12 protein-coding genes are annotated in these 13,219 nt (G+C 63.5%); 4 read left to right on the top strand and 8 right to left on the bottom strand.

Annotated features, from left to right (window positions below):
* Positions 1 to 439 precede the first annotated feature (439 nt).
* Positions 440 to 820: a hypothetical protein gene (locus tag QFZ36_RS07690; protein ID WP_306635238.1), complete on the top strand. Its 381-nt coding sequence runs from the start codon at positions 440 to 442 to the stop codon at positions 818 to 820.
* A gap of 518 nt (positions 821 to 1,338) precedes the next feature.
* A complete protein-coding gene (locus tag QFZ36_RS07685) occupies positions 1,339 to 2,304 on the top strand; it encodes a plastocyanin/azurin family copper-binding protein (protein WP_306635236.1) in 966 nt (321 codons plus the stop codon).
* Between the two features lie 106 nt (positions 2,305 to 2,410).
* Here QFZ36_RS07685 and QFZ36_RS07680 read toward each other — a convergent pair whose 3' ends face one another.
* The 8 genes from QFZ36_RS07680 to QFZ36_RS07645 all read right to left on the bottom strand — a co-directional run bounded on the left by QFZ36_RS07680 (position 2,411) and on the right by QFZ36_RS07645 (position 10,263).
* Positions 2,411 to 4,591, bottom strand: a complete 2,181-nt coding sequence (locus tag QFZ36_RS07680; RefSeq protein WP_306635234.1) for a beta strand repeat-containing protein — start codon at positions 4,589 to 4,591, stop codon at positions 2,411 to 2,413.
* Positions 4,588 to 5,091 carry a hypothetical protein gene (locus QFZ36_RS07675; protein ID WP_306635232.1) on the bottom strand — a complete coding sequence of 168 codons (504 nt, stop codon included), beginning with the start codon at positions 5,089 to 5,091 and terminating at the stop codon, positions 4,588 to 4,590. The genes QFZ36_RS07680 and QFZ36_RS07675 overlap by 4 nt, the downstream gene beginning before the upstream one ends.
* A gap of 1 nt (position 5,092) precedes the next feature.
* Positions 5,093 to 6,238 carry a COG1470 family protein gene (locus QFZ36_RS07670; protein ID WP_306635226.1) on the bottom strand — a complete coding sequence of 382 codons (1,146 nt, stop codon included), beginning with the start codon at positions 6,236 to 6,238 and terminating at the stop codon, positions 5,093 to 5,095.
* Positions 6,239 to 6,316: 78 nt separating this feature from the next.
* Complete coding sequence (locus QFZ36_RS07665; protein WP_306635223.1) at positions 6,317 to 6,781, bottom strand: hypothetical protein; 465 nt, start codon at positions 6,779 to 6,781, stop codon at positions 6,317 to 6,319.
* 574 nt (positions 6,782 to 7,355) lie between these two features.
* Positions 7,356 to 7,820: an Lrp/AsnC family transcriptional regulator gene (locus tag QFZ36_RS07660; protein WP_306635222.1), complete on the bottom strand. Its 465-nt coding sequence runs from the start codon at positions 7,818 to 7,820 to the stop codon at positions 7,356 to 7,358.
* A gap of 171 nt (positions 7,821 to 7,991) precedes the next feature.
* The gene (locus QFZ36_RS07655; RefSeq protein ID WP_306635221.1) at positions 7,992 to 8,228 is read right to left on the bottom strand and encodes a hypothetical protein; all 237 of its coding nucleotides are present in this window, start codon (positions 8,226 to 8,228) and stop codon (positions 7,992 to 7,994) included.
* A gap of 392 nt (positions 8,229 to 8,620) precedes the next feature.
* Positions 8,621 to 9,211 (bottom strand): metalloregulator ArsR/SmtB family transcription factor, encoded by a 591-nt coding sequence (locus QFZ36_RS07650; protein ID WP_306635219.1) that lies wholly within the window; start codon positions 9,209 to 9,211, stop codon positions 8,621 to 8,623.
* 467 nt (positions 9,212 to 9,678) lie between these two features.
* Entirely contained in the window at positions 9,679 to 10,263 is a 585-nt protein-coding gene (locus tag QFZ36_RS07645) for a hypothetical protein (protein WP_306635217.1), read from the bottom strand.
* Positions 10,264 to 10,852: 589 nt separating this feature from the next.
* Here QFZ36_RS07645 and QFZ36_RS07640 point away from each other — a divergent pair.
* Complete coding sequence (locus tag QFZ36_RS07640) at positions 10,853 to 12,109, top strand: thiamine pyrophosphate-dependent dehydrogenase E1 component subunit alpha (RefSeq protein ID WP_306635215.1); 1,257 nt, start codon at positions 10,853 to 10,855, stop codon at positions 12,107 to 12,109.
* Positions 12,106 to 13,218 (top strand): alpha-ketoacid dehydrogenase subunit beta, encoded by a 1,113-nt coding sequence (locus QFZ36_RS07635; RefSeq protein WP_306635213.1) that lies wholly within the window; start codon positions 12,106 to 12,108, stop codon positions 13,216 to 13,218. The genes QFZ36_RS07640 and QFZ36_RS07635 overlap by 4 nt, the downstream gene beginning before the upstream one ends.
* Position 13,219 lies beyond the last annotated feature (1 nt).

The following is a 13,219-nucleotide window of genomic DNA, read 5'->3' as shown; positions in this document are numbered from 1 at the left end:
GATTCTCCCCAGCAGCGGAAGCCCGTCGTAGGCGGGCCAAAACCCCGCAAACCTGTCGGTTGGCACCGCGCTATGGAACTCACAGCAGCAGGGTACCGCGGGTGTGGTTACCGTCCAAGGGCCGGGAACCACCACCGGATGGGCCGCAGCCCATCCAACCGGGGATATTGCCGTGGCGGTCTTGGGGCGGCTGAAGCCAAATGTCCGAGGCCTGCCGGAAATCAAAGGAAAGCAAGGGCGGCGCCAAGAACGGTCGCGTCTCTTGGGTGGCCATAGGAACTGGTTGGCACATACTGTGCTCGCCCAGGTGCGTGGGCGGGCGAAGGGACCGTGGGCGGGCGAAGGGACACAGGTAAGGCTCGTGCGGAAGGTCCGCGCTTGGATGGGACCAGGGTTGACAAGGTGCAGTGAATGATGGAGTGCCGGTTATGCTCGGATAATGGCGACGCGTGATTCTTCGGCGAAAGCCGCTTCTGCCGGAAAACTGGGGTTTTGGCAGCAGCGGACATGGATCTGGATTATTGCTGCGGGATTGGACGTGTACATCCTTGGCTTCTTCATCGGGTTACAGCCGGCCGGCCCTCTCTGCGGCAGCCCGTTGCTTCCGAACAGCCGCGCTGCTGAACTGCTTGACCTGGAGCAAGCCGGCATCGGGGCGGCGGCCGCGTGCTACCGGAATATCGATTCCGATTCCGTACCTGTCTGGATTCTCATGGCCCTGGGAGTCGGTCTGGTCTTGACGGGAGTCGTGGTCCGAATAGTCCGGATCCGGCTTTTCGCTGGCTCCGGCGGTGTAGGGAAGGCCAGTCAAGCCGGGTAAGGCGGGTTACTTCCCAGCGTTGCCGGTGGCGCTTAGCAGGGCCTGCAGATCGCCGAAGCTTCGAACCTGTTCCAGGCCGTCCCGCAGGCTCGGGTGGCACCGTGCGCGCCGCCGTCGTGAATGAACATGCCGATGGTGGGGAACACCCAATTTTAGTGTCACGGGTAGCGCGGCAGCCAGCCATCCTGTCGAGGGCAGGTTCCCTTCCGAATGATCTGGACAACGGTGGGATGAGCGCGCATTGTGATAACTGCGTCCCCTCTTCCGTGCATTCCGTCCACTGCACGACTGCGAAGGCGCTTGGAATCAGAATTTAGTCATGCGCGGCACCGCTAGCGGTGCATGTCCGGCCCGTGAGCCTTGAAACTTTTGGAGTTCGAGGGCCGCAGCATGGACAGCCGGGGATCCTTGCTCCCAGAAAGGGTGACCAGTTTGCAGCCCTCCCAACGGGAGGCGGACCGGCCACGCCGAGCGTCGGCCTTGACAGGCTGAGCATCATTCCAAGAGAGAGCATTTCGATGCAACACAGTCAGGGAATCCGTTTGAGATTCCACAAAATTCCGTTCATTTTTGGGGCCGCTATTGCCCTTGCCCTGTCAGTGGCATGGGCCGGGCCTGCAGGGGCTTCCTCATCGGCCCCCCGGACCTGGACAGTCCAGGTAGGTTCTGAATCCTGGGACCAGGAAATTCAGGGCATGGCTTTCCTCCCCTCTGACATCACGGTCAACGAAGGGGACAGCATCAACTGGCAGGCGAACGCCGCCGAGATCCACACGGTGACGTTCCTGGCCGCCGGCCAGTCCCTGGAGCCCTTCAACCCGGCCAACCCAGACCAGCTGTTCAAGCGAGGCGGTGGCCAGTACGACGGTCATTCGTATTACAACTCGGGCATCCTGTCGAACGTGGAAGTTCCAGGGTTCCCCTCGGAGAAGAGCTACAAGTTGAAGTTTCAGCACGAGGGTGACTTCACCTACTACTGCGTGGTTCACGGCATGGCCATGAAGGGCACAGTTCACGTCCAGGATCGAGGGTCTGCGTACCCGCATTCCCAGCGGGACTACGACCGTTCATCAGCGGCCCAGGAGGAAGCCATTCTTAAGGACGGAATGAAACTTGACGACGCGCTGGCCAGGCATGCGAGCAACCACAAGGTCTTCGCCGGTGATGACGATGGCATCGCCATGGTCATGCGCTTCGTCCAGCCGACCGTGACAGTGCATGTGGGCGATACAGTCCATTTCATCAACCCGGGAATGGAAGCACCGCACACGGTCACCTTCGGCAATGAACCGGCGGACGTTTTCGCCCCAATCGGTGATCCCAGCCATTACAGCGGCGGTGACCTCAGTTCCGGAATCATCCCCGCGGACGCTGGCCCGCATTCCACGTTCGACGTCACGTTCACCGCTACGGGAACCTTCAAGTACATCTGCGCACTCCACGACTACATGGGCATGGTGGGTAAGGTGATCGTCGAAGACTGACGGCTGGGGAGGTAGGCATGGTCAGGAACTTCCAGCAATAGTCCAGAAGCACGGCGGCAGCCCAACTCTCTTTCTGTTACCGAAGGAGAGCTGGGCTGGCCTCGTCTTAGAAGCCGCTTGCCGGGGCAGTGAAGCCGGCGGTCCCCAGCGAGTTGCCTGCCAGGTCTGCCAGGCCTGTGGCTGGCGCATACGTTGGGCCATCCAGCGGAACACTGGATCCTTGTGTCCCGGTGTTGTTTTTGGTGTCGCCGAGCCTGATGATCAGGGACTTGGCACCGGGATTCCAGGTCACTGTGCTCGCCCCGGTGCTTGTTTGACCGGTATTAGCCCCAACGAACACGACGGGTGCTGTGGTTGCGGCGTAATTGGCGTTGGCTCCAAGCGAGATGGTTCCAAGGTTCAGTGTGCAAGTCTTGCTTGACACGGTCATAGTGTTGCTCGTGCCACCGTTGGTGCTGTGGTTGAAGGTGACGGTGACATCGTTGTTGCCAGCGAGGGTCTGTAATCCCGAGTTGTCCCATTTGGAACACAGCTTGATGGCATCCAGGGCTTCGGAATATTCGATGGTCAGGGTGTCTCCCGCGTCTGCTTTACCCGGGGTTGATCCCGTGGGGTTCGTAAGGACGATGCCCTTCACCGTGGGGGCCGCCGTGTCCTTGCTGGTAGTGCCGTTAGCAGTGGCTGTGGTGCTGTTGCCTGCCGGGTCGCTGGAGGCAGCCGTATAGGTAAGGGTGCCATCGCTGAGTTGCGACAGGTTCATGATTATGTTCCAGGACGTTCCCGTAGCCGTGAAGGTGGTGGTCACACTCTTGAGGGTGGAGTCCCTGACAGTGACGCTTACCGCCGCTCCCGTCTCGGCGGTTCCGCTCACCTCCACCCCTGTGTTGGCTGTGCTGCTGTTGACGTACATCGGTGCACTGATCGTAAGAACAGGGGTGACTGTGTCCTTCATGCTCGCCGGACTGGGCGTCACCGGAGTGCTGGTGTTCCCGGCAGCGTCCGTGACAGTGACGGTGTAGGTGATGGTTCCATCAACCAACGAGGAGCAATTGAGGTTGAGGGACCAGTCGCCAGAGCTGACTGCCGTTGCCGTGTTGAAGGCTGTCTTACCGCCGGAATCCGTGGCGGTAACGGTCACAATCCCCAATGCCTCCGCTGTGCCCGAGACAAGCACTGCCGAGTCTTTGCCTTTGGCGATGTAGGGCGGGATATTGAGGGCCTGTGCCGGCGAAGGGGCCACCGTGTCTTTAGTGTTGGTGGTTGTCCTTGCCGTGCTGGTGTTGCTGGCGGCGTCAGTGGCGGTTGCTGTGTAGGTGACCGTTCCCTGGTTAAGGCTTGTTAGGTCAAGGCTGGCGGACCAGGTTCCCGCCGGCGTTGCAATGGGCTTGGGCGTAACCGTCACCGAGTGGGCGGCACCAGCATCGCTGGCAGCGAGGGTGATTTGAGCCCCGGCTTCTGACGTGCCTTTGATTTGCACATTGGCGACATTGCCGGAAAACACATACGCGGGCACGGTAGTGAAATCGGGGGTGGCAGGTGCAGCGCTGTCGATGTTGACAGTATGCGTCTGCGCAATGCCGGCGTTGCCCGCCTTGTCCGTGGCGAAGTAGGACAGGGTGTGCGTTCCGTCGCCGCTGACCGTGACGGTGGCGACGGCACCGCTCACTGTCTGCATCGCGTCGCCGTCCACCGCGTAGGTGATGGAGGCGACGCCGGAGCCGGCGGCACCGTCGTCGGCCGTGATGGTCACGGTGACGGGGCCGGTGTTGTTCCACCCGGCGGCGTTGGGGGTTGGCGAGACTGACTGCACGGTAGCCACCGGGGCTACCGAGTCGGTGCTGATGCCGGTGCTGCGCGGGCTTTCCGCACCGCTCCAGAGGGAGATGGTTGGGGTGACCGTGTAGTACCAGGTGCCACCGGGGACATTCTGTTCAGTACAGGTGAGCGTGGCGACGGTCCCGGCGCAGCCGTCGGTGGCCGCAGTTCCCGTGCCGCCGGTGTCGGCCGAATACCTGGTGACGGTGTACCCGGTGGCCGCATGCCCGTTGACAGTGGTCCCGCCGGCCCAGGTCACGGACACGGCAGTGCCGTTTGCGGTGACGTCGGGTTTGGATCCCGGCGCCAGGATGTCGGCGGTGGCAGCCGCGTTGCTGCTGGTGATGGAGGCCCAGAACCCGTAGGCCGCGGTGGCCGTGCCGAGCAGGAGCAGGAGCGCGGTGACGATCCAGGCCAGCCGCGCCGAGGGGAGGCGGAGGCCCAGCGGCATCTTCCGGATGGCGAGGCTCATTTGCGCGCCTCCGCCGTGACGGGAAGGTGGAAGGTAGCGCCCTGGCAGGCTGCGAGTGAGGTGGTATCCATGGCGGCCGATCCGGGAAGGGTGAGCAGGGTGGACGAGTTTGCCGCGACGAACGTTGCCGGGGTCAGCGGCGCGGCGGTTCCGGTGAAGGTGACTCCGGTGGTGGTGCAGCCCGGATGCGCCGTGTCAGCTGTGGCAGGGCCGTTGGGGGAGATGGTGTAGACCTGCACCGCGTAGGGGTTGGGGTTGTTGAGCTGCAGGACGACGTCGGCAGTACCGCCCGGGACGAGAGTCGCCTGGGGGCTGTCCCCGGCAACGAGCGCGTCCACGGTGATGGGCTGCATAGTGCCGGCGGCGGCGGATCCGCTGCCGGCGCCCGCGCTGCTCCAATAGGCGTAGGCCGTTCCGGCCCCTGCGGCAATCAGGCTTGCGGCGAGGGCCGCTGCCTTAAGGCCGCGGCTGGCGCGGGCAGTCCTGGTGGTGGTGGTCATCTCAGTTCCCCTGTCCTGATCCTGAGTATGTGAGCTGGAGGGTTGCGCCTTTGCAGCCGTCCTGGTTGGCGGAGGTATCCAGCATCGTCACCTGCGGCCAGGCGGTGATGGCGATCCCGAGCCCGCTAAGGGAACTGGGGCCGGTAGTACTGGTAGGTACTGTCAGCGGGTACGGGCCGCTGTACTGGGCGACCCTGAAGTCCGCCGCGGTGCAGGACAGGTTCCTGGCGGCGGCGTCCGCGCTCCTGGTGACCCCGGCAACGGCGACGGAGATGTTGGTCAGGGACAGGGACTTGTTGTTGGGATTTTGGATCTGCAGGTCCAGTCCGGCGGATGACCCGGGGGAAAGCGATCCGGGGACATTTCCTGACAGGGCGAACTGCTTGATGGTGGAGTCAAGGACGAGCTGGACGTTCGCATAGGCGTACTGCGACTTGCCGGCCGAGTCTTTCCCGGTGCCCACCAGGTACAGGTTGTAGCTTCCCTTCGGGGAAGCGGCCGCGGTTTCGACCTGCAGTGTTGTGGAGTTTCCGGCAACGGGGTTGGGCGAGAACGATGCCGTGGCGCCGGCGGGAAGCCCGCCCAGGACAGTGAAGCTCACCGGGCTGGAGAAGTTGTTTCGCGTCAGCTGCAGCGTATAGACGGCGGTCGCGCCCGGCGGGACGGCGAGGGAATCCGGGGTGGCGGCGATTGAGAAGGCTGTGGACATTTTGTTGTTGACGGTGAGGCCCGCGGCGACGCTGCCGGAAACCTTGCCGCTGGTGCCCGTGATGGTCAGGGTATTCGTGCCTGCCGGCGTGTTCGCGGCAGTAGTGACGTTCAGGTTCGCCGTTGCCGTGGACCCGGAACTCAAGCTCACTGAAGACTGCGAGAATGTGCCGGTGGCGGCGGAGGGGAGCCCGGCGAGGGAGAGGGTCACCGGGCCGCTAAAGGCGCCGGTGGACGTAAGGGACACTGTGTAGGCGGCGCCCTGTCCCTGCTGGACAGACTGGCTGGCCGGGGAGACCTGGACGGTGATCCCGGGTTTGGGGTTCTGGGCCGCGGCGAACAACGCGCCCGCGCTCGCCAGCATCACGGCGAGGCTGATCAGCGCCACCTTAGTGGCAGTCCGCAAACGATGCTGCGGGTGTCCGTCCTTCTTGCGCACCGCGTGCCCCTTTCCATTTGGTGCAAATGACTGCAAGCCGGGAACAGGGTTTTCACCCGTCCCCGGCCCGCAGGTTGGTTAGTGGCTGGTGACGGTCACTGTGATGGTGGCGCCCTTGCAGGCGTTCTGGTCGACAGCCGGGTCATCGTTCAGGGTCAGCGTTCCGGTCCCTGTCAAGGCAGCGCCAACTGCATTTCCAGCCACCGTCGTGGTAGCGGTCGGTACGGTGGCAGTGAACCAGGAACCCTTGCAGTCCGCCGCGCTGGTGCTCACCGTCGTCGCCGTGTTCAAGGTCACCGGGGTGCTGCTGGTGTTAGGGTTATCCGCCGTGTACTTGATGGTCTTGGCGCCGTTGACACCGGGCGTGATTCCGTCGTCGAATGCAGCGTGGATGACAACAGCATTGTCGGAACCGGCAGTGGCCGTACCATAACCGCCACCCGTGGTGCTCCAGTAGGCGTACGCTGCGCCGCCGCCGACGGCAACGAGTGCCACGGAAGCTGCAGCAGCGGCGATCTTGTTCTTCTTGGTCATCTGGCGCATGGAAAGACTCCTTGTTGAGTGAGATTGAGAACCCGTTCCCCCATGAGCGGCCCCATCCAGGCGCCATTCGGTGGATCGATGACCCAATATTTGCCGAATGCGCCAGAGGGTAACAACGCGTAGCGGTACCCGAAAGCGCTGGCAGCTACGCAGGGCACTACTTGGTTTTGGGCGCTACTACTCGCAACTGGCGCCAGACTCGGATTTGTACACGGGCGTTCCTTGGCCCGTGAATAAAGGCCGCCTCACCCTAAACGGGTAGTGCCGCGAAGGCAGATCGCCGTATAAGCCCGGGGTGTGGCCGGCCCCCGGCAAAACTTCTGGTCCGCTTACCTAAACCTGGTCATGAACCTCGTGCTGCACGAACCTTGACCTAATCTGCGGGCGATTCTTCACGGGATTTTCTGTCTTCGGGCGTAGTTTGAGGACTTCCAGGCAGTACAGGGCAGTACGGAGGGAGCAGGAAATGACTGTCACCGAATACGTTGTAGCTCTTAGCGGCATGCTGGGATCTCTTGGTGCCGTAGGCCTTCTGGCCGCAGGGCTTATCAAGGCAAAGGCGCGCCACTAACAATTACCGGGTATCGACATCCTCGAACACCAGGAACGTCTGCGTATCTAGCACTCCAGGCATCGACTGCAGCTGGTCGAAAATGACCCGCCGCAGGTCGATGTTGTCCACGGCGCGGACCAGAAGGATCACGTCGAAGTCGCCGCCCACCAGAGCCACGTGGTGCACCTCCGGGATGGCCCCGAGCTGGTCACGCAGTTCGCGCCAGGCATCCTGCTTCAGCTTCAGGGTCACGTAGGCGGACGACCGGAGGCCGGCTTTGATCGGGTCCACGAGCGCCGTGAACTTGGACAGCACACCCTCAGAGGTGAGCCTGCCGATGCGGGTGTACGCGTGCGCCCGGGAAATGTGGACGTTCTCCGCCACCTGCGTAACGGACATGCGGCCGTCCCGGGTCAGCTCGGAGATGATGCTGCGGTCTATGTCGTCCAGCGGGACGGGTTCCGTCCCGCCGTCCCTGGTTGCCATCCTTGCCCACGGCCCCTGTCAGTAATGTGGGTCACGCTTACGATTCGTCTCTCAGTGTAGGCAGAATCGGACAGCTTCTCCACGCGCCAACCAGGTTCCGGATACAAAACCTTCTGTGAGCGGCCTGTGGGAAGGGGTGATGGCAAATTCAGGAATTGCGGCTACGCGAAGTCAGGACTGCCGGGCCTCGTACAGGTCCGCTGTGCTGCGGATGAAGTCGGAGTCGCTGGGGGAGAGGAGGACTTCACCATGCTGGTCCTGCTTGAACTCGGCTCCGGTGGACTTGATGATCGCGGCCACCACGGTCCGGGGAAGGATCCTGCACCCTGGATTATCGATCAGCCATTGCTGCGTGTCTGGCTCGAGCCGGTCCCACAGCTTTTCAATGCCCATTGCAGATACTCCCACCGTTTGTCATTCCTGTATGTGAAATGCCGCCTCGGCCCTGCAGACGGGTAGCCCTTGGCAGTCCCGTCTCCCGAAGGAATGTCTGATCCCTCGGGAGAGTCAAGGGCGGAGGGGACCACGCTGTCCCCTCCGCGTCTATCCCCGCACCGTGAGCCCCCAATAAAGGGATACCCCAGGCACATGGTGCGGTGCCTTCCTCTGAGACCAGTGAGGAGAAAACTTCCAACTATTGACGAAAAGACGTTTTGGTCAATCCGTCACCAACGAGTGTGATCCCGACCATAGGGAGAGGTCAAGGCATCTGCCATAACAAATGGACTATTACACGCCGGCAGGCCGGACGGCATGGATTTCGGCGGTCAACGCGCAGCGCCGGGGGAGGCGTGCCAAGGTCAGCTGGGGCGTTCCTGTTCTTTGCGGAGTTCGTCGCGGGCGGCTTCCAGGAGGGTGATCCTACTGCTGCGGGCTGTGCTGAGGAGCTGCCCGGATGCCTCTTCCGGGCTGCAGCCGGTTCGTGCAGCTATTGCCTGGCACGCGTCCCCGATGACCGAACGGGATTCCAGCGATGCTTCCAGTGCGAAGAACTGCCCGTCTGAGAGGGCCGGGAAGGGCTGTTCCTCACGCGCCGTGCCTAGGGAGCTCACAGCGGCAGCCGTCCGTGCCTGAAGTACGGACCGGGCGGCGGCCAGCAGTTCTGTGGCCTGCGGGTATGCGAGCCGGTACACCAGCCGGCCGCCGGTCCACTGGCACTGAATCAGATGCTGCCCGCGCATCTGATTAAGGTGCCGGGACAGGTGCGTAGCCTTCACCCCCGTACCCTCGCACAGCTCGGGAATGGAGGACTCGCCCTGGGAGAGCAGCTCCAGTATGTGCGCCCGGACCGGGTGGGCCACGGCCTTGAACAACTCCGCGGCAGCAGTCATCGGCGGTCCGGCGCGGCCAGCATCGATGGCCTCGCCCGTCAGGGTCTGATGGTTCTCCATGACCGCCTCCTTCCGCCCCCGCTCTCCTTGGCCTTTGAACGCCATTATCCTCCGCCATCTGGTCCGCCGACCCGGAAACGTGGCCCCGGAAAATCAGGAATGGCAAGTACGTCGTTTTGGCCGCCGGTGACCACGTCACGAGGCATTCCAAGAGTTCTTCTGAGCCATGAAAGTGCCCGCTGGTGCCGTTATGGAGCTGCTGGTGAAGATCCGTCAACGTTTCCTGGCCCGAAGTCCCCAACACCAGCAGCTTCATCTTGATGTGGAGGAACTGGAACCGACAGCACGTGGCCCTGACTTTTGGGAGCCGCCCCCGCCCAACATTTACCGGCCCCCGACTAAGCGGGGTAAACCAGCCAATGGACCAGGTATGCATACAAGAAGGATGGTCCGCCTCCTTAGAAGCGGACCATCGGTTTCATGGGCGGGGCTGATTCCTCCAACCGTCGCCTGGCACGAGTGAGGGCTCAGCGCTCTTCAAGGACGCCGCAGACAGCCGGGTCAGTCGCCTCTGCCGGGAGGTCCGGGTTCAGCTCACTCGCGCCTTCGGGACTGCTGAAGTTGTAGATGCCGTTTTCGTCGTAATCCAGGCCGTGAATAACCAGCACGCCCTCACCATCGCGGACAGCGTCGGCGATCTGCTTGGCCGTCCCAAGCCCGCCGGCTCCGGGGTAACCCGTGCCTGCCACATCCGTGAACTTGATGTTGTTGCGGCTGTAGTTGTAGCGGCCATCCTTGGAGACCGGGAAGCGCGCGACGTCCAGGAAGCTGGCAGGGGTGGTGTCGCCTGTCGTATTGAGCGACACGACAACCGGCCCGTACGCGGGAACGCCCTCAACGGTGGTGAGCCTGCCGTCCTTGTTGACGTCCAGCTTGAGCGTGGGGCACTCGTTCATGGCCTGCTCGCCGTAGTGGATGTGCTGGGCATGCGGCGCATCAGGGGTCAGACCCCTGGCATGAACCTCAATGTGCTTGATCGTTTCCCCTCGAACGACGGCGGTCGCCGTGCCGGAGGCCCCGGAGCCGTTAAGCTGTCTCAGCTTCGCGGTCAAGGTGACGGTTTTCTCTTCTGCTCTGGAGTCATGGGCCTGCACTGGCCCCGCTGCCATTGTGGTTGCAGCAATTAATGCGGCAGCTGAGGCCCCGAGGGCCACTACGGATTTTCGATTCACAATTCACTCCTCAGTCAACGGCCAGTGAGGAGATCCCGCTGGTCTATTGTGATTCGGAACACAAAGAGCCGAGGATTGGTCTGAGCCGAAGCGGATTGCGCCAGCGATCGGAGTCCACGAGCGCCCTGAATCTGGACAGCACCCTTTGCCGGTGAGCCTTCCGATCCGCGTTTACGCGTGCGCCCGCGAGATGTGGACGACCTCGGCCAAACTGCGACGGACATGCGGCTGTCCCGGGTGACTCAGAAATGATCCTGCGGTCGATGACGTCCAGCGGGACGGGGTCGGTCCGGGCACCTTGTACTGGCATTTCGTCTAGGCCCGTGTCAGTAATGCGGCTCACACTTACAATTCGTCTTCTCATCTCGCCGAATTTGAACAGCTTCTCCACGATTCATCAAGGTGCTGGATACGAAACCTTCCACGGGCAGATACTGGGACTGAATAGTGGCAACAGAAGGACGGAACAATGACGATCTCCGCAGACCACGCAGCACGGGACCAGGTCGGCAAGGCACCCGCCGGGGACGCCCTCTCCGAAACTGCCAAAAAGTTCGGCATCACTGCCGAGGATTACATGCTCCCGGCCCGGCACCAGATCCAGATGGTGGACCCGGACGGCCGGCTCATCTCCGAGCGCGAGCAGGGCACCGAACCCGGCCACGAGTACCCTTTGCCCGGCGATGACGAACTGCTGGCCGCTTACGAGCAGCTCGTCGTCGGACGCCGCGTCAACGACCAGAACTCGGCGCTCGTCCGGCAGGGCCGCATGGCCGTGTATCCGTCCAGCCATGGCCAGGAAGCCTGCCAGGTGGCGGCCGCGCTGTGCCTGTCCGACGGTGACTGGATGTTCCCCACCTACCGTGACGCCGTCGCCGTGATGACGCGTGGCGTGGACCCCGTGGAGGTGATGACTATCTTCCGCGGCGACTGGCACGGCGGGTTCGATCCCCTCAAGCACAAGGTGGGCATCCAGTGCACCCCGCTGACCACGCAGCTGCTGCACGGCGTCGGCGTGGCCCACGCGGCCAAGCTCCGCGGCGAGGACACCGTGGTGCTGGCCATGTGCGGTGACGGCGCCACCAGCGAAGGCGACTTCCACGAGGCCCTGAACTTCGCCGCGGTCTTCCACCTGCCCGTCATCTTCTTCGTCCAAAACAACAAGTACGCCATCTCGGTGCCGCTGGCACACCAGTCCGTGGCGCCGTCGCTCGCCCACAAGGCCGTGGGCTACGGCATGGCCGGCGAACGCGTGGACGGCAACGACGTCGTCGCGCTCCTCGCGGTCCTGGACCGGGCCGTGAAACTGGCCAGGGAAGGCTCCGGCCCCCTGCTGGTGGAGGCCAACACCTACCGCATGCAGGCGCATACCAACGCCGACGACGACACGCGCTACCGGGAGAACAGCGAGGTTGCCGAGTGGCGGGCCAAGGACCCGATCAACCGGATGCGGACCTACCTGACCGGCCGCGGCCTGCTGGACGAGCCGACCGAGGCGCGTATCCTTTCCTACGCTGAAGCGGTGGCCGGCCAGTTGCGTGAAGGGCTCAGCGAGGACGTGCGGTTGGATCCGCAGGAACTCTTCCGCCACGTGTTCTCTGCGCCTACGCCGCAGTTGAAGGAACAGTCCGCCCTGCTCGCCGACGAACTCGCCCGCGACGCAGCAGCCGCATCATCCCAGAACCCCGGATCCCAGAATTCATCAGCACAGGAGGCCGGCAAGTGAGCCCCACCATCACCACATCATCCGAGGCCAACGGCAACGTGAGCGCCGCCACCGCCCGGGCAGCCGCCTCCGCCGCTGCGTCTGCCGAGGCTGCGGGGCCGCAGCAGGTCACCATGGCCAAGGCCCTCAACACTGCACTGGCCGACGCGATGCACGCGGATTCCTCCGTCCTGGTGTTCGGCGAGGACGTGGGGACGCTGGGCGGGGTGTTCCGCATTACGGACGGGCTCACCAGGACGTTTGGGGAGCAGCGCTGCTTTGACACCCCGCTGGCCGAGTCCGGCATTGTGGGCATGGCCGTGGGGATGGCCATCAACGGGATGCGCCCGGTGATCGAGATGCAGTTCGACGCGTTTGCCTACCCTGCGTTCGAGCAGATCATCAGCCACGTGGCCAAGATGCACAACCGGACCCGCGGTGCGGTGAAGCTGCCCATGGTGATCCGGGTGCCCTACGGCGGGGGCATCGGGGGAGTGGAGCACCACTGCGACTCCTCCGAGTCCTACTATGCCCACACCGCCGGGCTGAAGGTGTTCACCCCGGCCACCGTGGCGGACGGGTACCGGATGCTCCGGGAGGCCATCGACTCGGACGATCCTGTGGTGTTTATGGAGCCGAAGAAGCTCTACTGGTCCAAGGACCTCGTTGATTTGTCTACGCTGCGGTCCTCTTACGTGGAAGGCACGACGGCGGGCCTTGCCACTGAGGGGCGGGCCGCCGTCGCGCGTCCCGGCACTGACGCCACGCTGATCGCCTACGGGCCGTCCGTCCCCACCGCGCTTGCTGCCGCCGAGGCGGCTTCTTTAGAAGGGCGGTCCTTGGAGGTGATCGACGTGAGGACGATTGTGCCGTTCGACGATGCGACGGTGTGCGAGTCGGTGCGGAAGACCGGCCGGGCCGTGGTGATCGCCGAGGCCCACGGGTTCGCGTCCGTGTCCTCGGAGATCGTGGCCCGGGTGCAGGAGCGCTGCTTCCACTACCTGGCCGCCCCCATCCGCCGCGTCACGGGGTTCGACATCCCGTATCCGGCGCCCAAGCTTGAGAAGTATTACCTGCCCGGCGTGGACCGCATCCTCGACGCCGTCGACGACCTTCAGTGGGAGAACTGAC

It is taken from the genome of Pseudarthrobacter siccitolerans, from assembly GCF_030823375.1.
Taxonomy (GTDB): domain Bacteria; phylum Actinomycetota; class Actinomycetes; order Actinomycetales; family Micrococcaceae; genus Arthrobacter; species Arthrobacter siccitolerans_A.
Note: the sequence above shows the minus strand (reverse complement) of the source record. Positions and strands in the feature narration are given on the sequence as shown.

What these genes read in the sequence shown, in the direction of transcription:
- QFZ36_RS07690 (WP_306635238.1), top strand. Translation starts at nt 440, where the DNA reads ATGGCGACGCGTGATTCTTCGGCGAAAGCCGCTTCTGCCGGAAAACTG.
- QFZ36_RS07685 (WP_306635236.1), top strand. Translation starts at nt 1,339, where the DNA reads ATGCAACACAGTCAGGGAATCCGTTTGAGATTCCACAAAATTCCGTTC.
- QFZ36_RS07680 (WP_306635234.1), bottom strand. Translation starts at nt 4,591, where the DNA reads ATGAGCCTCGCCATCCGGAAGATGCCGCTGGGCCTCCGCCTCCCCTCG.
- QFZ36_RS07675 (WP_306635232.1), bottom strand. Translation starts at nt 5,091, where the DNA reads ATGACCACCACCACCAGGACTGCCCGCGCCAGCCGCGGCCTTAAGGCA.
- QFZ36_RS07665 (WP_306635223.1), bottom strand. Translation starts at nt 6,781, where the DNA reads ATGCGCCAGATGACCAAGAAGAACAAGATCGCCGCTGCTGCAGCTTCC.
- QFZ36_RS07660 (WP_306635222.1), bottom strand. Translation starts at nt 7,820, where the DNA reads ATGGCAACCAGGGACGGCGGGACGGAACCCGTCCCGCTGGACGACATA.
- QFZ36_RS07650 (WP_306635219.1), bottom strand. Translation starts at nt 9,211, where the DNA reads ATGGAGAACCATCAGACCCTGACGGGCGAGGCCATCGATGCTGGCCGC.
- QFZ36_RS07640 (WP_306635215.1), top strand. Translation starts at nt 10,853, where the DNA reads ATGACGATCTCCGCAGACCACGCAGCACGGGACCAGGTCGGCAAGGCA.